At 67.2% G+C, this 20,005-nt stretch carries 20 protein-coding genes, 2 tRNA genes and 2 pseudogenes; 8 read left to right on the top strand and 16 right to left on the bottom strand.

The genetic code is table 11. From position 1 onward, the window contains the following. Positions 1-48 precede the first annotated feature (48 nt). Positions 49-1,338 carry a hypothetical protein gene (locus ACIBZJ_RS14315; protein ID WP_395929380.1) on the bottom strand — a complete coding sequence of 430 codons (1,290 nt, stop codon included), beginning with the start codon at positions 1,336-1,338 and terminating at the stop codon, positions 49-51. A 112-nt stretch (positions 1,339-1,450) separates the two neighbouring features. Further along, positions 1,451-1,524: transfer RNA gene (locus ACIBZJ_RS14310), tRNA-Gly, on the bottom strand. A 96-nt stretch (positions 1,525-1,620) separates the two neighbouring features. Here ACIBZJ_RS14310 and ACIBZJ_RS14305 point away from each other — a divergent pair. Further along, positions 1,621-1,694, top strand: a tRNA-Pro gene (locus ACIBZJ_RS14305). 285 nt (positions 1,695-1,979) lie between these two features. Beyond that, complete coding sequence (locus ACIBZJ_RS14300) at positions 1,980-2,330, top strand: Lsr2 family protein (protein ID WP_395929378.1); 351 nt, start codon at positions 1,980-1,982, stop codon at positions 2,328-2,330. 32 nt (positions 2,331-2,362) lie between these two features. On the opposite strand, the gene ACIBZJ_RS14295 is transcribed toward ACIBZJ_RS14300, so the two are convergent. Then, complete coding sequence (locus ACIBZJ_RS14295) at positions 2,363-2,638, bottom strand: hypothetical protein (RefSeq protein ID WP_395929376.1); 276 nt, start codon at positions 2,636-2,638, stop codon at positions 2,363-2,365. A gap of 486 nt (positions 2,639-3,124) precedes the next feature. Beyond that, positions 3,125-3,424, bottom strand: a complete 300-nt coding sequence (locus tag ACIBZJ_RS14290; protein WP_395929374.1) for an esterase/lipase family protein — start codon at positions 3,422-3,424, stop codon at positions 3,125-3,127. Between the two features lie 263 nt (positions 3,425-3,687). On the opposite strand from ACIBZJ_RS14290, the gene ACIBZJ_RS14285 reads away from it, so the two are divergent. Both ACIBZJ_RS14285 and ACIBZJ_RS14280 read left to right on the top strand, forming a co-directional pair. Next, on the top strand, positions 3,688-4,620 hold the full coding sequence (locus tag ACIBZJ_RS14285) for a TIR domain-containing protein (RefSeq protein ID WP_395929372.1): 933 nt from the start codon (positions 3,688-3,690) through the stop codon (positions 4,618-4,620). Positions 4,621-4,740: 120 nt separating this feature from the next. After that, entirely contained in the window at positions 4,741-6,420 is a 1,680-nt protein-coding gene (locus ACIBZJ_RS14280) for a hypothetical protein (RefSeq protein WP_395929370.1), read from the top strand. 5 nt (positions 6,421-6,425) lie between these two features. Here the strand turns inward: ACIBZJ_RS14280 and ACIBZJ_RS14275 are convergent. From ACIBZJ_RS14275 to ACIBZJ_RS14265, 3 genes and pseudogenes are all read right to left on the bottom strand, one after another. Then, positions 6,426-7,439: pseudogene (locus tag ACIBZJ_RS14275) on the bottom strand (IS630 family transposase). 26 nt (positions 7,440-7,465) lie between these two features. Next, entirely contained in the window at positions 7,466-8,491 is a 1,026-nt protein-coding gene (locus ACIBZJ_RS14270) for a transposase (protein ID WP_395930212.1), read from the bottom strand. Beyond that, entirely contained in the window at positions 8,488-8,955 is a 468-nt protein-coding gene (locus ACIBZJ_RS14265; protein ID WP_395929368.1) for a transposase, read from the bottom strand. The genes ACIBZJ_RS14270 and ACIBZJ_RS14265 overlap by 4 nt, the downstream gene beginning before the upstream one ends. Positions 8,956-9,444: 489 nt before the next feature. Here ACIBZJ_RS14265 and ACIBZJ_RS14260 point away from each other — a divergent pair, with 489 nt between their 5' ends. Further along, a complete protein-coding gene (locus tag ACIBZJ_RS14260) occupies positions 9,445-10,332 on the top strand; it encodes a hypothetical protein (protein ID WP_395929366.1) in 888 nt (295 codons plus the stop codon). Between the two features lie 156 nt (positions 10,333-10,488). Here ACIBZJ_RS14260 and ACIBZJ_RS14255 read toward each other — a convergent pair whose 3' ends face one another. Together ACIBZJ_RS14255 and ACIBZJ_RS14250 are read right to left on the bottom strand one after the other, a co-directional pair. Then, positions 10,489-10,905: a PIN domain nuclease gene (locus ACIBZJ_RS14255; protein WP_395929364.1), complete on the bottom strand. Its 417-nt coding sequence runs from the start codon at positions 10,903-10,905 to the stop codon at positions 10,489-10,491. Continuing rightward, the gene (locus ACIBZJ_RS14250) at positions 10,896-11,120 is read right to left on the bottom strand and encodes a hypothetical protein (RefSeq protein ID WP_395929362.1); all 225 of its coding nucleotides are present in this window, start codon (positions 11,118-11,120) and stop codon (positions 10,896-10,898) included. Before ACIBZJ_RS14250 ends, ACIBZJ_RS14255 begins: the two co-directional genes overlap by 10 nt. 435 nt (positions 11,121-11,555) lie before the next feature. Between ACIBZJ_RS14250 and ACIBZJ_RS14245 the strand changes: the two genes are divergently transcribed. After that, positions 11,556-11,810 carry a hypothetical protein gene (locus ACIBZJ_RS14245; protein ID WP_395929360.1) on the top strand — a complete coding sequence of 85 codons (255 nt, stop codon included), beginning with the start codon at positions 11,556-11,558 and terminating at the stop codon, positions 11,808-11,810. Between the two features lie 159 nt (positions 11,811-11,969). Further along, entirely contained in the window at positions 11,970-14,471 is a 2,502-nt protein-coding gene (locus tag ACIBZJ_RS14240) for an ABC transporter permease (RefSeq protein WP_395929358.1), read from the top strand. Between the two features lie 63 nt (positions 14,472-14,534). Here the strand turns inward: ACIBZJ_RS14240 and ACIBZJ_RS14235 are convergent, their stop codons facing one another. The 3 genes from ACIBZJ_RS14235 to ACIBZJ_RS14225 form a co-directional block, all read right to left on the bottom strand. Then, complete coding sequence (locus ACIBZJ_RS14235) at positions 14,535-15,854, bottom strand: alpha/beta hydrolase (protein ID WP_395929356.1); 1,320 nt, start codon at positions 15,852-15,854, stop codon at positions 14,535-14,537. A gap of 265 nt (positions 15,855-16,119) precedes the next feature. After that, positions 16,120-16,710: a TetR/AcrR family transcriptional regulator gene (locus ACIBZJ_RS14230; protein ID WP_395929354.1), complete on the bottom strand. Its 591-nt coding sequence runs from the start codon at positions 16,708-16,710 to the stop codon at positions 16,120-16,122. 176 nt (positions 16,711-16,886) lie between these two features. After that, positions 16,887-17,579, bottom strand: a complete 693-nt coding sequence (locus ACIBZJ_RS14225) for a hypothetical protein (RefSeq protein WP_395929352.1) — start codon at positions 17,577-17,579, stop codon at positions 16,887-16,889. A 633-nt stretch (positions 17,580-18,212) separates the two neighbouring features. On the opposite strand from ACIBZJ_RS14225, the gene ACIBZJ_RS14220 reads away from it, so the two are divergent. Next, positions 18,213-18,554 carry a MerR family transcriptional regulator gene (locus ACIBZJ_RS14220; protein ID WP_395929350.1) on the top strand — a complete coding sequence of 114 codons (342 nt, stop codon included), beginning with the start codon at positions 18,213-18,215 and terminating at the stop codon, positions 18,552-18,554. Positions 18,555-18,557: 3 nt separating this feature from the next. Here ACIBZJ_RS14220 and ACIBZJ_RS14215 read toward each other — a convergent pair whose 3' ends face one another. The 4 genes and pseudogenes from ACIBZJ_RS14215 to ACIBZJ_RS14200 all read right to left on the bottom strand — a co-directional run. Next, a complete protein-coding gene (locus ACIBZJ_RS14215; protein WP_395929348.1) occupies positions 18,558-19,013 on the bottom strand; it encodes an SRPBCC domain-containing protein in 456 nt (151 codons plus the stop codon). Positions 19,014-19,033: 20 nt separating this feature from the next. Further along, positions 19,034-19,372, bottom strand: a complete 339-nt coding sequence (locus ACIBZJ_RS14210) for an ArsR/SmtB family transcription factor (protein WP_395929346.1) — start codon at positions 19,370-19,372, stop codon at positions 19,034-19,036. After that, a complete protein-coding gene (locus tag ACIBZJ_RS14205) occupies positions 19,369-19,830 on the bottom strand; it encodes an SRPBCC family protein (protein ID WP_395929344.1) in 462 nt (153 codons plus the stop codon). Before ACIBZJ_RS14205 ends, ACIBZJ_RS14210 begins: the two co-directional genes overlap by 4 nt. Positions 19,831-19,843: 13 nt before the next feature. Then, positions 19,844-19,981 (bottom strand): annotated as a pseudogene (locus ACIBZJ_RS14200) (transcriptional regulator); the annotation flags it as partial. Positions 19,982-20,005 lie beyond the last annotated feature (24 nt).

Here is a 20,005-nt window from a genome sequence, read left to right as displayed (position 1 = left end):
GGCCTCTCCGCGTCGCCAAATGCGTCACGGCCGGTTCCGCTCGAAGGTTCAGGTCGGGGAGCCGACAGTTGTGTGACCCACCTTCTTTTCCGGCTTCGTTTCCGGTGGCTCCTCGAACGGATCGAGGCCGTCCCGCCGGTCTTTCCGCACTGCTTCTCTGCTTCGGACGCTAGTCGGCTCGGCTACCTCGCCCACGGTGGTGCGCTGAGTGACGTCGGAAAGAAGGGAGTAACCGGTGAGGACGAGCGCGGCGAGCATCAGCGTGGCGAGCAGCCGCGGATCGAGCAGCGGGCCTACCGGGCCGGTGCGGAACAGGAACGGCAGGTAGGCCAGGAAGCTCGCGGCTTGCACGACGAGCGGGAGGAACCAGAGCCGCGGGCGGTAGAACGCGAGCACGAGCGTGAGGACGTCCGCGAGGTAGAAGTACCGCTCGTGCATTCCGGGGAGCAGCCACGGGATCGCGATCGCGAAAAACGCCCCGGCGGTCACCAGACGGGTGGCGTCGAGCCTGGCCCGGCTGGCGATCAGGACGTAGCAGACGCCGAGGACCAGCGCGGCCGCGAAGAGGTAGCCCAGGTTCTTGAGGACGTCGAGACCGACCGTCACGCGGAGGTACTGGTAGACGTTCGGCGCCCCGCGGCGGAGCGCGGAGGGTTCGTCGAGCTGGTCGGCGTAGAGGGTCAGCAGCTCGACCGGGTTGCGGCCGAGCAAGACGGCGGGCAGGTCGAGCAGCAGGTAGGTGAGCGGGAGCGCGAGGAGGGTTCTGGCCTTGGCCTTGCCCGCGAGCACCGCGAGCAGGATCACCGGAAAGAGGAAGATCGCCTGCGGCTTGAACGCGTACGCGGTCGCGAACAGGGCCATCGCGGCCCACGGTTTGTCCCTGATCAGGTAGTAGAGGCCGCCGAGGCAGAACGCGGCCCAGATCGAGTCGCACTGGCCGTACATCGACGCGTTGACGACGACCGTGGGCGTGAATGCCGCGATCAGCGCGGCCGCGATCGCCGGCTTACCCGGCCGGAACAGCGCCACCGTGCGGAACACGAAGAAGATCAGCAGCACGTCGAACGCGACGAGCACCAGCTTGATCTTCATCAGCGTCGCGCCGGGCAGCCAGCTGGCGATCTCGAGCAGGTACAGGAACGGGGCGTTGTAGTTGCCGACGTTCCGGTGGAATCCGTGCTCCTGCAGCTGGTCGTACCACTGACCGAAGACCACCAGGTCGGACGTGTAGTAGCTCCGGCAGGCGTAGCGGATCAGGGCGGCCAGCAGCACGAGTCCGCCGAGCAGGAGCCACTCCGCGGGCGGGACGGCCCGGGCCCGGTCACGTAACGACGACACTGCGGGAGGCCCCTTCTCCTCGGACGACTCCTGGGTACACGGGTGCGTACCCGGGCCGGTTCGACGCGGGTACGAACAGAAGCCCAGGCCGTCTGGCCTGGGCTTCCGGGTGTGGAGCGGGTGACGAGAATCGAACTCGCGTAGCCAGTTTGGAAGACTGGGGCTCTACCATTGAGCTACACCCGCGGGGCATCGCTCGCCCATCTTAACGGCATCGGCGGCCGAGTCTGCCACCGACTAACCGTCTCGAGTTGTCACCGCCTAGACTGACCGGCAGTGCCGCGGGGTGTGGCGCAGTTTGGTAGCGCACTCGCTTTGGGAGCGAGGGGCCGTGGGTTCAAATCCCGCCACCCCGACAGTGTTTGTGCTGGTCAGCGCGTTGTGGAACGCGCTGACCAGGCCGCCCGGAGGGCTCGTGTTAGCAATTTGTTAGCAGGATCCACGCGGACTTCCGTGTGCGGGGGTGGACCGGAGTGGCCGAATCTCGGGTCTCGAGGCCTGATGAGCACCTCGCGCCTGGCCGCATCTCCGTGGTGAGTGGGTAACTGAGGGATCGTCGCGGCCGCCCGCTCGCTCTGATCGAGACCGGCGTGAATACACTGCGCCGACACGTTCCGGGCATACGAGTAATTGAGGTTCAGATGGCGCGCAAGGTCGAGGTTCTTCTCGTCGATGACATCGACGGCGGTGTGGCGGCGGAGACGATCAGCTTCGCTGTGGACGGCAGCGCGTACGAGATAGATCTGTCGGCGGAGAACGCGGGTGCGCTGCGCGAGGAGTTGGCGCGGTACGTGGGTGCTGCGCGGAAGGCCGGTCGGGCCGCGCAGCCGGCGCGAGCGCGGGGCGCGGCGGAGTCGAAGTCCTCGGCGGCGAACCGTGAGCAGAACCAGGCGATCCGGGAGTGGGCCAAGGCGAACGGGCTCGAGGTCAGTGAGCGTGGGCGGATCCCGGGCGAGGTCGTGGAGAAGTATCAGGCGTCGGCGCGGGGCTAATAGCGCAGTTGACGTGTCGGATCGTCGCCGGCTTAGCCGGTCGTCGGGAAGATCAGGGTGTGCCGGGCGCCGAATGCTACGGGCTTGTGGAGTTGGGGGTAGCGGGCGGTCACGGTGATAGTGGTGTCGTCCATGGCGGTATGGAGTGCGCGTGCCGCGCCGAGGTGCCGGTAGAACTGCGCGGCGAAGGTTTCGGCTTGGGCGTCGTCGATGAGGCCGGTCCAGCCGACGGTGGCCGGAATGTGGGGGAGCATTCGCCGGGCGAGCGGCGCGGAGTCGCAGAAATTGAGGACGACGAGCCCGGGCATGCACGCGGCGCGGACGATCGCTTGCTGGAGGTCGGCCAGCAGGACCCAGCCAGGTCGCCGTCGAGTGAGAGGCAGACCTGCCCGATGGATGCGTGGGCGGCGACGTGGAGCGTGCTCGGGCGATAGCGGTTGAGTAGCTGGGCGATCTCGGTGACCTCGATCCGGGAGGTCTCGTGGACCTCGACGTCGGCGGTGGCGAGTCCGCGGCGGATCGCGCCAGCGCCGGCCATCGCGGCCGAGGCGGCGAGCGTGCCACCGGCGCGGACGTAGGTGCCGGGCCATTCCGTCGGCTCCAATAGCTGACCGGTCGCGCCGTCCTGAATAGCCGGGTACTGCGGCAGCAGTTCATACATCGAGGGCCAAGCTGCGTAGTATCCGGATGGCGCGGGGCTCTACCCAGCGGCGGAGGTGCACGCCGTTGGCCAGCCAGTCCAACGCCTTCGGTGCTCCCCGGTGCGGCGTGCCGATCGTCAGCAATGCCCGGCATCAGCGGGCGCCGCCGAGCTGCCCGATCCAGTACCGGGCGACCAGCCCGCCCGTCGAGTGCGCGACCACGATCACCCGCTGCGGACGCTCGCCTGCCGGGTAGAGGGCCAGCTGGTGGCCCACTGCCTCGTCGAGCCGGCCCGCGGTCTGGCGCATCGACCGCCGGAAGTTGTAGGGCACCAACAGCACGTCAGTGTCCGGATGCGGCGGGCTAGCGGGGCTGTGGGCGGAGATCCGGGCGTCGAACCGGGTCCGGAGCTGCTGGCAGAGCGTGTCGTAACCGGGCACCCGAATCGCCAAGAGATACAGGACACGTGATCCCGACGTGGGATCACTTTGCGCGCCGCCGGGTGATGCTAACGACCGTCCACAGCGCCGGCGGCCTGCTCGACCTCATTGATGCCCGCGAGCCTCGGATGCCTGCGTGGTCTTCGGCTCGGGGTGCCGATCCGGCGCTGGCACCGGCTCCGCATCAGAGGTATTGAGCCGCGGAATTACATGCTGTCCATCGGTCGGGGGTGGCCTCACTCGGTTGTTGGGCAGCCCCATTGTAGTATTTGCACATGGCCGACGACGATCTCTATGACTTTGCGTTTTCGTTTGCTGGCGAGCATCGTCAGTATGTAGAGGCCACCAGGAACGCTTGTGAGGCCTTGGGCCTTAAGGTCTTCTACGACCGTGACATGAATAATGAGTGGTGGGGCAAGAACTTCATCGTTGAGCAGCGTAAGGTCTACGGGTCGCGGACGAAGTACTTCGTGCCGTTCATCTCGACCGAGTATCTAACCAAGCCGATTCCGACCGACGAGTTCCAGGCTGCCATGATGACCGCGGTCAAGCAGGGCGATGGATATATCCTCCCTGTGTTGATCGGAAACGTCGAGGTGCCGGTGGAGCTGCTGCACCCGCACATCCACTATCTGAAGGCGGACGACTACTCACCCGAGCAGTTGGCGCAGCAGATGCAGCAGCGGCTCGGCGGTGCTGGTGCGGCGCAGCCGGCTCGGGAGATCGTGGAAGTTGTCAACGAGGTGTTGGCGCTTCCTATGCCAAATGTCGTACCACAGTCTTTCAGCAAGTATAAGGAGCTGCGGGTGGTCTTTGACTTCCTCGCTGCTCAATTCGAGCGTGCGGTAGCGCAACTCAATGCGCACGGTTTTGTGGGTACGGTCGAAAAGCTGGAACGGAAATTGATAATCCGCATTGAGCGTTCAGGCCAGACGGTCTACGCGCTCGACATCAACCGCGGCGGCAACATGGGTGACGACAAGCTGGAGTTTGCACTTGACCAGAATCGCCTTGGCGGTGGGGGCATCAACGGCTGGGCCGAGCCGTACTTTGACAAGGACGCAGGTGCGGCAAAGCTCGACATGATGGACTTGTCCATCCTCGGCAACGGCACCGGACAGAGTCGGACCTTCACAAAAGAAGAATTCTTTGTGGAGCTCTGGAAGCGAATTGTGAAGCAGCTGGAAGATCTCCCGGACCGACGATGATGGTGTGACCCTTGTACTAGTTCTGCGTGCCGCGTAATCGCAATGGGCTACAGCAAGTCAGGATTAGGGAGGCGACGTAGGTTGAGCCGAGTCGAGTGGTCGCTCCTCGATGGTGGGGCGATGGAGCACTTGATCGGGATCTTGCTTTGTCGCGAGAATCCCAGTGCCCAACTCATCCGGCCCACGCAGGGCGACGGCGGCATTGATGTGCTCATCCCGATTGAGCAGGATGACCGCTTCATCGATGTATACCAGGTCAAGAAGTTTGCAACGAATCTGACGACAGACCAAAAGGGTCAGGTCAAGTCGTCACTCAAGCGGTTGGTTAGCTTTGCGACAGATCAAAAGTATCGAATCCGGAATTGGTACGCCACCATGCCACTTAGTCGAACGAATGACTATCTTGACTGGCTGGCCGATACGGCGACTGAGGTCGGTGCTACCTTTCGTTGCGAATGGCGGGGCCTGGCGTTCCTGGAGGGCCTCGCTAGCAAGTATCCGGAAGTCATTGACTACTATCTGAAGGACGGTAAGGACCGGCTCGATCGGAGTATGACCGCTCTGATCGAGATTCTCCGTCAGAGAGATAGCATAGACCGATCGCTAGGTGCGGAGCCCTACGGACCGAGCGACGCGGTACCGGGCCTTATGGCTATCCATGAAGCTATCAATCGAGATGATCCGCATTATCGATACGATATAGCGGTCAGCCATGATAGGCCGGACGTAGCGGAGGAGCCTTGGCTGGTCGCCGCAGTGCAAAAGTCCACCCCGCAGCGGTGTGTGACTGTTAAGATTTTCGCTCGGTGTAAGCAGTCGGTGATAGAACGACCGATTCCGATCCAGATTTCCATTCTGGCGGACCCAGGCAGTGATCTCGAACGCAAAATCGATGCGTTTGATAAGTATGGTCAGCCGCTCAGAACTCAAGGGCAGGGTGTGCTGTCCGGTATTGCCCGGTTCCCGGGCGGCTTTGAGTTTGACCTGAGCGGCGGATCGGCTTCGATTACCCCGGTCTCTCGTCCGGAGGATGCCTATCGCCTAAGGATGCAAGTAATTGATCCGTCTGGGCATGTGATAGCTGCGGCAATGCTTGACATGGAGCCGGTTTCTCAAGGTTTGAGCGGTAGGGGAGTCCGAGCTTACGGAGTCCACGAGGAACGTGTCTTTTCGATCGAACTTTTGACGGATTTGGAAACCGAACGACTTAGCTTTACGATTGGCATGAAGGAGCTAACTGGCAAGGTGCCAGAGGTTGTATTGCCTGGCCTCAAACTGTTGAGTAATTTTCGAGCGCCTAACCTTTTGCGGTTTGCATCGCCATACGGCCCGGTCTATCACGCGGGCGAACCGATACCTGACGAGGCAGAACAAATCGATGATCTGGAAGCCGTGCTGGCTGTTGTATCATCTCTCGCAGTCATCCAGAACTACACGACTGTTCAGCTTCAGGTGCCGGATCTGAGCCAGATCGACATGCGCGAAGTGCGGACGCTCATTGAGATCGCGGCCCTCCTGCGCGACGGGTCATTGCCGATCCAGTGGACATCATTCCTCGCTCACGCGTCGGACGAGCCGACGGACGAAGTCTTCCAGATAATTGTCGACCAGCCGCTGTCGATAGTTGCAAATGGGATATCTGTCCTACTCGGATACCGAAGGATTCACTTTCCGGAGGCTCAGGTGGATCGTTCGGTCGCTCCTGTCGAGCACGACGGCCACTTTGATATCGTCCTTGTGCCGCCAGCAAATAGCGATGCTCGGGCGAGCTTTATCTTTATTCCGCCCATATCTGTATAGGTACTCTAGTGTCGCGTGAACGATGAACGTTGACCGCTGGTGGCTTTGGTCAGGATCTGGTCGGCGGTTTTGGTCCAGGTGAAGGGCTGACAGCGGTCGTTCCAGCCGTCGATGAAGTTCTCGATCGCGGTGATGAGGTCTTTGACGCTGGTGAAGGTGCCGCGGCAGATGGCCTGGCGGGTGATGATCCCGAAGAAGATCTCGACCATGTTCAGCCAGGACCCGGAGGTCGGGGTGAAGTGCATGGTGATCCGGGGGTTACGAGCCAGCCATTTCTGCACGTCGGGGTGTTTGTGGGTGGCGTAGTTGTCGACGACCAGGTGCAGCTTCACCTGCGGGTAGGCCTTCGCTACCTGCTTCAAGAACTTCAGGAACTCTTCGTGCCGGTGGCGGGGGTAGCAGGCGTCGGTGACTTTCCCGGTCGCGACCTTGAGGGCGGCGAACAGTGTGGTGGTGCCGTTGCGGACGTAGTCATGGGTGGCTTTCTCCGGCAGGCCCGGGGGCATCGGCAGGATCGGCGCGGTCCGGTCGAGGGCCTGGATCCGGGACTTCTCGTCGATCGAGAGCACTACGGCCTTCTCCGGAGGGTTCAGGTACAACCCGACGACGTCGCGGACCTTGGCTTCCAGCTGCGGGTCGTTACTGAACTTGAACGTCTCTCGCCGCCAGGGCTGTAAGCCCCACTTGCGCCAGATCCGCGAGATCCACACGTTGGAGATCCCGAGCTGTTCGCCGAGGAGCGGCTGGACCAGTGCGTCACCCCGGGGGCTTCCGGTGGTGGCTCCAAGGTCGCCAGCACTACGGCCGTTTCGTCGGTCTGCGCAGGCCGGCCCGGTTTCGGCCGGTCGGCCAGCCCCGCGATGCCCTCGGCGGCATACCGCTTCTTCCACGCGATCACCGTCGGCTTGGATACCCCGACACGCGTCACGATCTCGTTCGTGCCGATCCCGTCAGCGGCCAACTAACACGATCTGCGCCAGCCCCGCGCGCAACGACGGCGCACGCAACCACCGAGCCAACTCGACGCGATCCGGTAGTTGTCAAGTCAAATTGAGACGGTTGGTGCCCGTGAGGTCGCGGTAGCGGGTTCGAGGGGTTGGTTGATCCACGCGACGGTGGGTGGTTTGGGTGGTTGTGGCCGTCGGGCGAATCGTTCGGGGTGAGCGGCGTGGGCGCGGTCGAGGGTGTGCTGACGCAGGTCGTGAATGGTTTGCGCGGTGCCGTAGTGGACTGAGGCCGGGGTGTGCATTCCGATTCCGGAGTGCCGGTGTTCGTGGTTGTAGGCGGTGAAGAACCCGTCGCAGAAGGTTCGGGCGTCCGCTAATGATCCGAATCGTTCGGGGAGGTCGGGCACGTATTTCATGGTCTTGAACTGCGCTTCGGAGTAAGGGTTGTCGTTGGAGACCCGGGGCCGGGAATGCGACCGTAAGACTCCGAGGTCGGTCATCAGTGCGGAGACGGGTTTGGAGTTCATCGCTCCGCCACGGTCGGCGTGGATGGTGTGCGGGGCGGTGGCGTTGGCGGTGATCGCGGTGGCGAGGAAATCTTTCGCGACGACCGCGTCTTCAGCGGCGGCGACCAGCCACCCGGTCACATACCGGGAGTAGATATCCATGATGACGTAACACTTGTACCAAATTCCTCTGCTCGGTCCTTTCAGCGCGGTGATGTCCCAGGTCCAGACTTCATTCGGGCCGTGAGCGACCAGCTCCGGGCGGACCCGGGCCGGATGGGTCGCCTGAGCGCGGCGTTCCCGGCTCTGCCCGGCCGTTCGCGCGATCCGGTACATCGTGGACAGCGAACACCAGTAGCGGCCTTCGTCCAGCTCACGGGCCCACACCTGCGGAATGGCCAGGTCCTGGTAGGCGGGGCTGTTGAGCAGCTCGAGGACCGCGGCACGTTCACCGGTGCTGAGCGTGGACGGCGGCGGGGTCCGAGCCGGCCACCGCCCGTGACGCGGCCCCATACGTTCGGCCCGCCGGTAGTGGGTGGCGCGGGCGATTCCGGTCAACGCGCACGTCTTCTGCACCGAGACACCCGCCTCGCGCAGTTCGGTGAAGGCGTCGGTCAGGACTTCTTCGACGGCCGATCGCCGGGCTCGCCGGGGTCGCTCTCGGAGAGTTCTTCCAAGAGCGCGTGCGCTTTTCCCATGATGTCGAGCGCCATCCGGGTCTTGGAAAGGTCAGAACGCAGTTTTTCGTTCTGCCGGCGAAGCTTTTCCAGTTCGAGGGCTTCGGCGTTGCGCTGCGATCGCGGTGCTGGCTTACCCGAATCTTTTGTTGTGTTCGAGGAAGGTTCGGGCGGTCGGCCAGTCAGCAGACCGGCGTCGCGGGCACGCGCCCATTCAATGACATGAGAGGAATACAGGCCTTCCCGGCGCAGGATCGCGCCTTTCTCCCCGTTCTGAGCGCTCTCGTATTCCGCGACGATCGCCAGCTTGTATTCGGGTTTGAACACCGGACGGGTCGGCCGGGGCGCTGGATCCGGATCGCCCGGACCGGCCGGGCCCGGGCGCTTGCCAGAGGAGGTGGACACAGACACAGGATCTCCGATCAGCCTCCGGCCAGGAACACCCTGTTCACACGAGGTGTCTCACACCAACCTGGCAGAGAGGGAGGAACACCCTGTTCACACGAGGTGTCTCACACCAACCTGGCAGAGAGGGCTCTGCTCGCGCGGTGCGGATCGGCAGACGATCGGTGTGCTCGACCTTCCGCTCCCCGACCCCCCACCGGCCGGCTCGGACTGGATCGAGGCATACCGCCGCTGGGCCCGCTGAATCGCGTCCGCCGTCTCTTGGAGTGCCCGCGCGCCGTAGTTGCGGTGGGGTGGGCATCCAGGCGTCGTACGGCGGGTAGGTGCGGATCATGTGCGTTCATCCGCCGATGGCGGCCTGCGACCTCGCGCACGGAATTCTGCGCCCGGCAACATTCTGATGTCCTCTTGCGTTGCTGCCTCGGCAGACCTCCCGCTCGCAAACGCGGTGGGTGCTAGGCCGTGTGCTCGATGCGCTTGAATGTCCCGGTGGCGGTGCGCTTGAACGAGAGCATGGTAGCCAGTGCGGTCGATGCTGAGGCGTTCGCGGCGGCGGAGCAGTTGTTGTCTTCCGCTGCGGTCGGCGAGGTCAGCGAGGCAGGTGGGGGCGCGACGGCCAGCGTCCGGGCGGGGCGGGGTCGCGGCGTGGACGTGTGGGTCGGTGTGGTCGATGGTTGCCTGAGCACCGAGTGCGAGTGCGACGTGGAGCGCGCCGACTCTTTCGCCGGCCGTGAGGACCTGTGCATCCACGCGGTGGCCGTGGCCCTGCGCGCGTTGCGCGGCGGCTTCGCCTGGTCATCGGCGGCAGTCCCACCGTCAGCGGCGGTACTCGCTCCTCAGGTTCGCGAGCTCACCGAGGTCGCCGAGAAGCTGTCTCGTCGTCGGTTGGCGGTATTGGTGGCGACCTTCGCCGCGGCCGACCCCCGGCTGCGGACCCGGCTGCTGGTGGAGGCCGGTGAGCTGGGCCCACTGACTCAGGCCGACGCAGATCAATTACGACGCAGCCTGAGCGCCATCGCCGCCGAGGCGATCACCGGCAGGTGGGACATGCACGATGTCGTGACCGCGGGTGAAAAGCTCATCGGCGAACTGGAGACCGTCGCCGAGCGGCCGGCGTCGATACCGGCCATGCTCCTGGCCGAGTACGCCGCAGGCCTCTGGGATGGGTTGGCCGCCCACTTGTTCGACGACTGGGAACACTACGACGGCGTCCCGGAGGAGATGGGTGAAAGGGTGCGCCGGGTCCACCTCCACCTGTGCGAACAGCTGCAACCCGACCCCGGCGAACTCACCGAACGCCTCGACCGGATTATCTCCAAAGCCGAGGTAACGTCCTGCCTCGACGCCCCGCACGAGTACGTTGCTGTGTGCGGCTAGGACCCGCCGTGCCGTGCGGCCGGTGGTGCGGATAGTCGGGATCAAGGTCAATGTGCCTTCGTCGGCGATGGCCCTCTATGAAACCCGGGGCTAAACAGTTCATCGGTCCAGAAGCGGAATCGAAGTGCTGCTGGCTGGCGAGCAGGCAAGCCTGGTTCAGCCGCTCAGGGTTTCGACACGTTGGTTGGTGATGGTGGCGATGAGATCGAAGTCCTTGTCGACGGCGAGGACCGTCAACCCTGCCTTCTCGGCGGTCGCTGCGATCAAGAGATCAGGGATCGACGGGGCGCGGTGCTGGCCGCGGTCGGCCAGCAGCATCTGTACCTCGAAGGCCCGGTCTTCGATCGCGGGCGTCAGGTGCTCAATCGGCATCAACGACAGCGGCGGAAGGGCAAACTGCGCGTGGGCGGCTTCCCCAGAACGCGCAGAGAAACCGAGCTCGAGTCGGGTGATCGTGGAGAGCCGAACGAGCCCGCGGCTTATCCGCGCGCTCCATTCATCACGGTTGGCGGCCTGGTCGAGTTGCAGCCGGACGTAGGCGGACTTGTCGATCAACCAGCTCGTTACCGCCACGCAGCATCCATCACGGCTGGATCGGCGAGATCGGCGAACACCTCGGCGGAGCGGTGCCAGTCGTCGGCGGTGACTGCCTGCTTGCCCGCGGAGGCGATGTCTTCCTCGAACTTGCGGCGAAGGTACTCGTTGCGGGAGAGCCCGAGGTTGGAGGCCGCTGTGTCGATGCGGTCGACGGCCTCTTGGGTCAAGTCCCGGATGAGGATGTTGGGCATGTCGTACCTCCGACCTGATCGGTGATATCACGATATCACGTTGGTCGGGTCGCTGCGTTATCCAGCGCCTCCGGCGGGGGCAGGGCGGGGGCGTGGCTTTTGGCGGACTCAAGGGCACCGCGGCTCCGACCTCGTCTGAGCTGCGGCAAACCCGGCAGGGCGCGTAGGTCGGAAGCGCCCGGCGGTTTGGGAGCGAGGGGCCGTGGGTTCAAATCCCGCCACCCCGACCGTGTTTTGGCTGGTCGACGGCTGGTTGTCGCGCTGGAGCGATGACCAGCGCCCCGCGATGGGGGCTCCTTCGGCGGATGACGACGGCCGGGAGCGGACCTGGCGGAGATCCACCCGGGCGCAGGCGCGTCCTGAGCGCGCGAAGACGGTCGCGCGGGCACCGCGGGCACCGAGCGCGCCCACTCGTTCGCCACCGGCGGGCACAAAGTGGCTCAACGTCTCCTCGGAGTGCTCCCGCCGGGCGTGCGGTGCTCCCGCCGGGCGTGCGGCTTCGGGGTCTACGCCGCCCTGCGCAGCCTCGCCGCCGGGGAGTGGCGGAGCTGGTGGAGCGCTCCTGCGCACGCCCGGTCGGTCGCGGACGCGCTCCGTCCCGACTTCGAGGTGCTCAACGACGTCGTCCTCAACCAGGTGGACGTGACGATCGGCGTTCTCGTCGACGCGTTGAGGGAGGCCGCCCGCTGACGCGCCGGCGGGAGGTCCGGGCAGCAGTCGGTCAGGGGGATCCCTGAGGGCGGCTCCGGTCGACCCCTGGGTGGGGTCTCCACCCGGGGGCGGACGCCGTCCGGCCCCGCCGCACCGAGGATGAGCGTGTTGCTGACCGTTGGTACACAAGGGACTCAGATGCTGCGCGCGACGTTCAAGGGGCTGCTGGGGCGACGGCGCCGGTTGGTGCTGTCGGGGCTCGCGGTGGTGCTCGGGGTCATGTTCGTGTCCGGGTCGTTCGTCCTCACCGACACGCTGGGTCGCTCGGCCGAAGCCCGTTTCGCCGGTCTGCCGGGGCAGCCCGACGTGTCGGTCGGCGTGCGGGGGCCGCTCGGAGCGGGGCCGGTGCCGGCATCGGCCGTCGCGCGGATCGGGGCCGTGCCGGGGGTGGCGCGGGCGGTCGGGGTGGTGTCGGTCGACGGTGCGCGGTTGATCGGCGTGCACGGCAAGGTGGTGGCGTCCTCCGGGATGCCGCGGCTCGGGGTCGACTGGCCGTCGGAGGCCGGCCGCGTTCGGCTCGCGGCGGGCCGGGGACCGCGGGCGGACTCCGAGATGGCCCTCGACGCGGCGCTGGCCCGCGCCGCCGGGATCCAGGTGGGGGACCGGGCCGGTGTGCTGACGCTCCGGCCGCGGCGCGTCTTCACGGTGGTCGGGCTCTTCACGCCGGACGGCGGCGGAAACGGTACACAGATCGTCGCGTTCAGCCGGCCGGTCGCGCAGGCGCTGATGGTCGGGGAACCGGGCTCCTACTCGTCCGTGTCGGTGACCGCGGCGAGGGGGGTCTCCGTGGCTTCCCTCCGCGAACGGCTCGCCACCACGCTCGGCCCGGCGTACACCGTGCGCACCGGCGCCGAGCTGGGCCGGGAGTCCGCGGCGAAGTATCAGCAGACGATGGGGTTCCTCAGCTCGCTGCTGCTCGGCTTCGCGGGCGTCTCGCTGTTCGTGGGCGCGTTCCTGGTGCTGAACACGTTCTCGATCCTCGTCGCGCAGCGGACCGGGGAGCTGGCGCTGTTCCGGGCGCTGAGCGCGGGCCGTCGGCAGCTCGTCGGTTCGCTCGTGGTGGAGGCCTCGGTGGTCGGGCTCTTCGCCTCGGTGGCCGGGCTGGTCGCCGGGATCGCGGTCGGCGCGGGTCTGGCCTACGGATACGGCGCCAGGAGGGGGCTGGACTCCGTCCAGGTGGGGGTGCCCGCCTCCGCCGTCGCCGGCTCGTTCGCGGTGGGCCTGGTCGTTACGGTGGCCGCGGCGTTGATCCCGGCGGTGGCCGCGTCGAAGGTGCTCCCGATCGCGGCGATGCGCGAGGCGGCGACTCCGGACCGCCCGCTGACCCGGCTGACGGTGGCCGGCGCGCTGACGACCGTGGCCGCGGCCGGCCTGCTGGGCGGTGGCCTGGCCCGGCCCGGCGAGAACTCGCTGGCGCTGATCTTCGCCGGTGTCCTGCTGACGCTGCTCGGGACGGCGCTGCTCACCCCGCAGATCACCCGGCCCGCGGTCGGCCTGCTCGGCCGGGCGGTGGGCTGGTCGGTGCCCGGCCGGCTGGCCCGGCACAACGCGCGCCGCAATCCCCGCCGGACCGCGATCACCGCGGCCGCCCTGATGGTCACCGTCGCGCTGGTGGCCGGGGTCTCGACCGTGATCGTGTCCGCCACCCGAAGCGTCGGCCGGCTGGTCGACCGTCAGATCACGGCCGAGCTGATCGTGACCGGAGCGTCGGGCGGCAACACCAGGGCACCGTTCGATCCCGCCGTGCTGACCAAGGCGTCCACGCTCCCGTCGGTGGCCGGGGTGACCGGTCTGTACGAGGGTGCGGGCCTCGTCGACGGGCAGCGGGCCTACGTCGAGGCGGTCACCGACCTGCCGGCCCTGCGCGACGCGCTGAGCCTCACGGCCGCGCAGGGCCGGCTCGGGACGCTCGGCGACCACCAGGTCGTGGCCGACCAGCGCACCGTCGCGGGCACCGGCCTGCGGATCGGCGATCCGGTCAGCGTCCAGCTACCCCGGGGTGGTGTCCGCCGGTTCACCCTGGCCGGCGTCTACACCGACACCGACCTGGTCAACGGCTGGTTGCTGCCGGCCTCGACCGCGCCGGGCTTCCGCGTCGCTCAGCCGACCCAGGCGTTCGTCACGCTGCGCCCCGGGGCCGACGTCGCCGCGGCCCGCACCGGCCTCGCCGCGTTGCTCGCCGCGAACCCGGAGGCCGGGGTGTTCGACCGGCACGAGTACAGCGCACAGCAGAACGCCAAGGCCGGCGCCGTTCTCGGCACGGTCCAGCTCCTGCTGGCGCTGGCCATCCTGATCGCGGTGCTCGGCGTGGTGAACACCGTGGCTCTCTCGATCCTGGAGCGGGGTCGCGAGCTCGGCCTGCTGCGGGCGGTCGGGCTCCGCCGTGACCAGACCATCGGGATGGTGATGGTGGAGGCCACGCTCGTTTCGGCCTTGGGCGCCCTGCTCGGGGTGCTGGTCGGCGCCGGGCTGGGTGCGGCCACGGTCCGGGCGCTCGCCGGCCAGGGCGTGACTACGCTGGCCGTACCCTGGCCGCAGCTCGCCGGCTACCTCGGCCTGGCCGCGTTCGCGGGCGTCGTCGCGTCGGTGTGGCCCGCTCTCCGGGCCGCGCGCGTCGACGTGCTGGCCGCGATCTCCTGACGCCGGGAGGTGGATCAGCTGCATCGGGGCCCGGGCCGACCCGATCTGGACTGTGGCGTTCGGTCAGCGGCGCGCCCCAGTGAGCGGTGCGGGACGGAACGACACGTAGCGTCCCTCGCCGAGGGTGGTCGCGCGTGCGGCGCGGTTCAGCGCGGCCGCGGTGGTCGGCGCCCAACGGCCGGTCTGTATCCGTTTCTCCAGGACGTGCAGGGCGCCGATGGTCTCGGCGGGACGGAACGCGCAGTGCCCGGTCGCGCGTACGTAGCCTTGCCGTAGCAGCCGGGTCTTGTCGGCGTGTGCGACGGTCCGCGCGTACCAGTTTTCGTGTTCGACCGGGATGAGCTGGTCTGCCGTGGTGTGGATGCTCAGCTCCGGCACGCGGAGATGCCCGGTCGGCACCGAGGTGCGGCGTAGCGTCGCGACGGCGTGGGGGTCGGCCATGACAGTGGCGTCTCGGGTGAGCGTCGCGAGGTCGGCGGAGAGGTCGAGTCCGGCGTGGCGGTAGAGGGTGCGGACCTGCTGTTCGCGAGGGTTCCCGTGCAGCAGAGCGGCATAGTTCACGCCCGCGTTGTACGAGCTGTTGCCGCCGGCGGCCAGTTCGATCTGGTAGCGGCCGGGGACGATGAAGCCGAGCACGAACTGGCTGAGTTCAGCGGCCTGCTGTGCTTGCTGACCGGAGTAGTCGGTCGGAGCGGGTGGCGTGGCGCCGGTGAACCATCCGGGTGTGTTGAACAGCGCCGCGGCCAGCGAGACGCGGGCCCGGCCGGCGGGCGTGCGCTGCGCGGCGGTGATCGCCGAGCTGAGCGCTGTCGCGGCGGCGGTGCCGGCCGCGGACGTCGGGTAGTCGACGAGCCGGGCCTTGGCGTCGAGCAGCCGGACCAGTGCCCACTCGCCGTCGAGTTGATAGTTGCCGAGGTTGAGTGCGCCACCGACCAGCCCGCACGTGGTGAGGCTGCCGTCGATGCGCCCGGCGCCCCGCTCCGCTTGCAGCGCGCTGATCAGTCCACCCATCGAGGTGCCCCAGGCGATGGTGCGGCGGGCGTCACCGACTCTCTTCTCGATCGCGGCGAGCGCGCCGAACTGGTCGTCGAGCGCGCTCGAGAGGGCCCACCAGGACCGGCCGGAGTAGGACGATCCGACGAGTCCGTACCCTTCCGCGAGCAGCGCCGAACGGGTCTCGTCGTCGGGGGCGTTCTGGGCGGTGAGGGGCCCGAAGCCGTGGCTGTAGAGGATCATCGTCCCGTTCCAGCCGGCCGGGACGTCCGCGACCCAAGTCGCGCCGCTCGTCAACGTGCCGGTGTAGTGCGTCTGCGCACGAGCGGGGCTCGCGACCGCGCCGATCGTGACCACCACGACGAGCATTACCACTAACCGTTTGATCATCGTTGACCTCCTCCGCGGCCCGCGTGCTGACGCGTCGCCGTGGTGCGGTTGCTCAACTCGGACGATCAGGTGCATCTGCCACTGCGCGGCAGCGGAACCGTCTCCTGGCCCCGGGGTGGTGCGCGGCTCTGAGGATCGGTCGGTGCCAGGGGTTGCGAACCTAGTTACTGAGCGAGCGTCAGTCAATGTGGATCGCATCGCCGGGGTGTACCGGCCCGTCGAGCTCGGGGAGCCGTAGCTCGTCCCCCCCACGACCCAGTACTTGCTAGCCGATGAGCCGCAGGGCGAGCGCTTCCGCGGCCGCTGCTTGTTCGGGAGCAAATCCCAGTTGCTGCATGGTGGAGCTGTGTTCGGCCAGACAGACGATCTGGTACGCGATTTCGTCCGCGGGCGCGGCGGGGCGGGTTCGCCGGATGGCCGCGGCTAGCTCGTCCACCAGAAGGCCGTAGGCGTCGCGTAGCTGTAGACGGAGGTCCGGGTCGCGCATGGCTTCGTGGAAGAGTTCGTCGAAGGCGCGGCCTTCGACCTCGTTCGCGGCCACCCACTGCCGGCTGAACAGATAGCGGATGGCTTCCTGCGCGCTCGGCTCCTCCCCGACCGCGGTCCTGATCAACTCGGTGTAGCGCGCCACGAGGTCCGCCGCTGCCGCGCGCACGAGCTGCGCGCGGTTGCCCACGTAGTGGCGCATGACGGAGCGCTGTACCCCGGAGGCGCTCGCGATGTCGTCCAGGCTCACCGTCGCGAGCCCTTTCTCTCCGACCAGCGCGAGGAAGGCGCTGACGATCTGCTGCCGCCTGGTGGCGGCCACGGTGGGCCGTCCAGGGCCCCGATTTCCGAGAGAGGTCGTGTCGTTCACACCTGCAGTGGATTTTTTTAATCATGATGACGAATAATTACTCGCGCCGAACGTTGCTGGCGGCCGCTCTCGCCACCGGGGCGTTGGCCGCGGACGGATGCGCCACCCGAACGAGGCATCTGCGGGCGTGACCAGACCCGACGCGCGTGCCGCCTCGAAGTCGGGATCGGGCGGGATCAGCCGTAGCTGGGATCGAGCGGTGTCGCGCTCTCGACGCCGACGACGTCGAGAGCGGGGTGGGTCCTGAGGGCCCGAATCGCCTCGGAGCTGCCGCCGACGTAGGTCAGGTAGCCGTCGATGTCGGTCGCGACGAGCCAGGCCCGATCGGCGGGCCACCACAGGCCGGCGCATCTCCATTCGACCGAACCCGGCAGTACCGCCGCCGCGGACACCGGGCCGGTGAGCAGGTGGTAGGCGCGGTGCGGAGTCCGGACGCGGGTCGCGCGATCCTTGAGTGCTTCGGTCTCTTCCAGGCCCAGGCCTTCCCAGAGGCAGAAGAACGCCTCGTCCGAGGCGTCGGTGAAGTCCGAGAGCACCGTGGCCAGCAGAGTCGTCTCTCGCGCGTCGAGTCCGCCGTCCGAGGGCCGGCCCCAGCGCCCGTCGCCGGCGACCAGGTCGTCGAAGCGGGTTTCGGCCGTGAGGGCGACGCCTCGGCCGGCCGCGATCTCGGACCATCGGAAGCGGCCCTCGTCGTCCGGTGCGTACGTCGGCGGTAGCACCCGGGCGTAGGCGGCGAACACCGTCGGCACCATCGCCGCCACGGTGCCCGGCCGGGCTGCGGCCAGGGCCGTCTCGATCCATGCCGCGGGACCGGTGTCCGCCGACAGCCGGAGTCCGGGCGCCCATTTCACCGGCTCTTCCGTGTCCATCGCTTGATCGTCTCAGCGCTGTCTTCTCGGTTTCGACCGCGACCGCGACCGCCGACCGCGACCGCGGGCCGGGCGCCTGCGGTGTCGAGTCCGCCCGGCGACGACGGCCGTCACCGCGAACAGCGTCGCGCCGGAAGAGCACAGGAGTCCGGCGTCGAGCTGACCCGGACCCGGATCTCGATCCGGCGCGGAGAAAATCTATGGCGACGAGACTAGACATGCTCCCGCTCGCCGGTTAATGTTCCTGACGTCGAGAGAAGAGAACGCAGAAAGAAAGCACGTGCGGCAAGTGGGGAAGCCTGGATTCGTCTCGGAGGCGACCCCAACCGTGCAGGGATGGGCGTCCGGGCCGGTGAAGTCGCGTGAGGCCGCGGGCGCCGAGGGATCAGAGTTCAGCACAGTCGAGAGGAAAGGGGTCTGACACCGTTGGATCGCCCGCCATCGGTCGAGGGCGGACACCGTTGTTTCCATCGAACGAGAGGTGGTCTCCGGTCACGCTGACGCGATCCTCACGCCCCGTTGTAGGGCGCGGATAAGTAGGCCGACGTTCTTAGTCGGTAGATGGTGTGTTATTTGACCCGTTTTTCCTGGGCCCCGGCGCTTGTAGCGCCGGGGCCCAGACGTGGAGGTGGCATGGCCGGAGATTCCGGGGACATGTTCGGTGATGAGGATTTTCCGGCGTACACGATGGGTCGTGCGGCGGAGATTCTCGGTACGTCGCAGGGTTTTTTGCGTAGTTTGGGTGAATTGAAGTTGATTACGCCGATGCGTTCGGCGGGTGGGCATCGGCGTTTTTCGCGGTCGCAGTTGCGGCTGGCGGCGCGGGCTCGGGAGCTTGTTGATCAGGGCGTGGCGTTGGATGCCGCGTGCCGGATCCTGGTGTTGGAGGATCAGTTGCAGGAGGCTTTGCGGCTGAATCAGGCCAACTCCGAAGACGGACCCACCCACCACGGCGAGGCCGCGCCGGGCCACTGAGCCTCACCAGGGATCCGGCAGACCCGTTCCGGTGGTGATCAGGCTGCGCAGGCTGCCGTTGACGTAATGCAGCCAGGCCGTGGAGCACGCGTCGAAGCACTCCACGTCCGGCACCAGCCCGAGGTGGGTGAAGCGCAGTTCGGTGCCGTCGGCCACGGACGCGATGTCGAACACGATCTCGCTGCCGGTCCACTCGCCCGGCTCGGAGACGAACGCGAGGCGGCTGTCGGTGACGCGCCACACCACGCGGCGTCCCGGAGTTAGCTCCACGACGCGCTGACGGCTGTAGTGCTGCGGTGGGTGCCGGTAGGTGAATTCGCCCTCCAGTTCGTCGGTGGGCCCGTCGATCCGACCGGTCCACCAGCCCCGGACGTCGAGAACGGCGGCGTAGACGTCCTCCGCCGGCTGCTCGACGGTGTACGACGTGGAGTAGCCCCGCTCGGTGTGCACTGTGGTCATCGGAGATTCCTTCCGGGTAACTACTGCTGAACGTCGCGCTGAATTCGTTCGGCGAGACGCTTGATGCGTCCGAGCCGGGCGTCCCAGGTCGCGCCGACGGCGGTCAGCTGGGCGACGGCCCGGGCGAACTGCGCCTGGTCGATCTCGTAGCGGCGCTCCCGCCCGGCCGACGTCATCCGCACCAGGCCGACGGCGTCCAGCACGGTGAGGTGTTTGGCCACCGCCTGCCGGGTGACCGGCAACTGCCGGCTGAGCGTGGTCGCGGTGCCGCCGTCCTCAGCCAGAAGGAGGTCGAGCATCCGCCGCCGGGTGGGGTCGCCGATCGCCGACCAGAGGTCGTCGTCGATCTGGGTCGTCACCGCTGTGCGACCAGGCGGTCGGCACACGTGACCAGGCGCGGCAGGAAGTGGTCCCAGCCGCGGACGTGGTCGAGGTAGGCCTCCTCCAGCACGGCGGCCTCCCACCCGATCTCCCGGAAACCGGTCTCGGTGAAACGCAGCCGGGTGCCGCCCTCGTTCGGAGTGAGGTCGAAGGTGACCAGGAGGGAGTTCGCCTCGGTGGCCGGTCCCTGGTCGTAGACCCAGCGGAACGAGAACCGCCGGGGCGGGTCGGCGTCCACGATCGTGAGCTCCTCGACCTTCGCGTCCGGCGAGGCCGGGTCGCCGAAGGTGATCGAGCCGGTGGCGCCGGGGACCGGGTCGAGGTCGACGTCGTCCGGCCACCACTCGCGCAGGTGCTCCGGGGAGCTGATCACCTCGTAGACCACCTCGGGGGTGGCGTCGATGTGCAGCTCACGCTCGATGCTTCCGTACTCCATGGCGTTCCTTCCGTCAGTGCTGTCGTGGGCACCGGATCGCCTCGGCGATGCGCTTGATCCGTTCCAGCCGGGCGTCCCACGCTGATTCGACCGCCGTCAGCGGAGCCGCCGCCCGGGCGGGCTGATCGTCGTCCACCTGGTTGCTCCTCTCCGATCGACGACTTCCTGCAACCTT

It is taken from the genome of Cryptosporangium sp. NPDC051539, assembly GCF_044454545.1.
In the GTDB taxonomy this organism is placed as follows: Bacteria; Actinomycetota; Actinomycetes; order Mycobacteriales; family Cryptosporangiaceae; genus Cryptosporangium.
The sequence above is the reverse complement of the archived record's forward strand: the minus strand, read 5'-3'. Positions and strand labels throughout refer to the sequence as shown.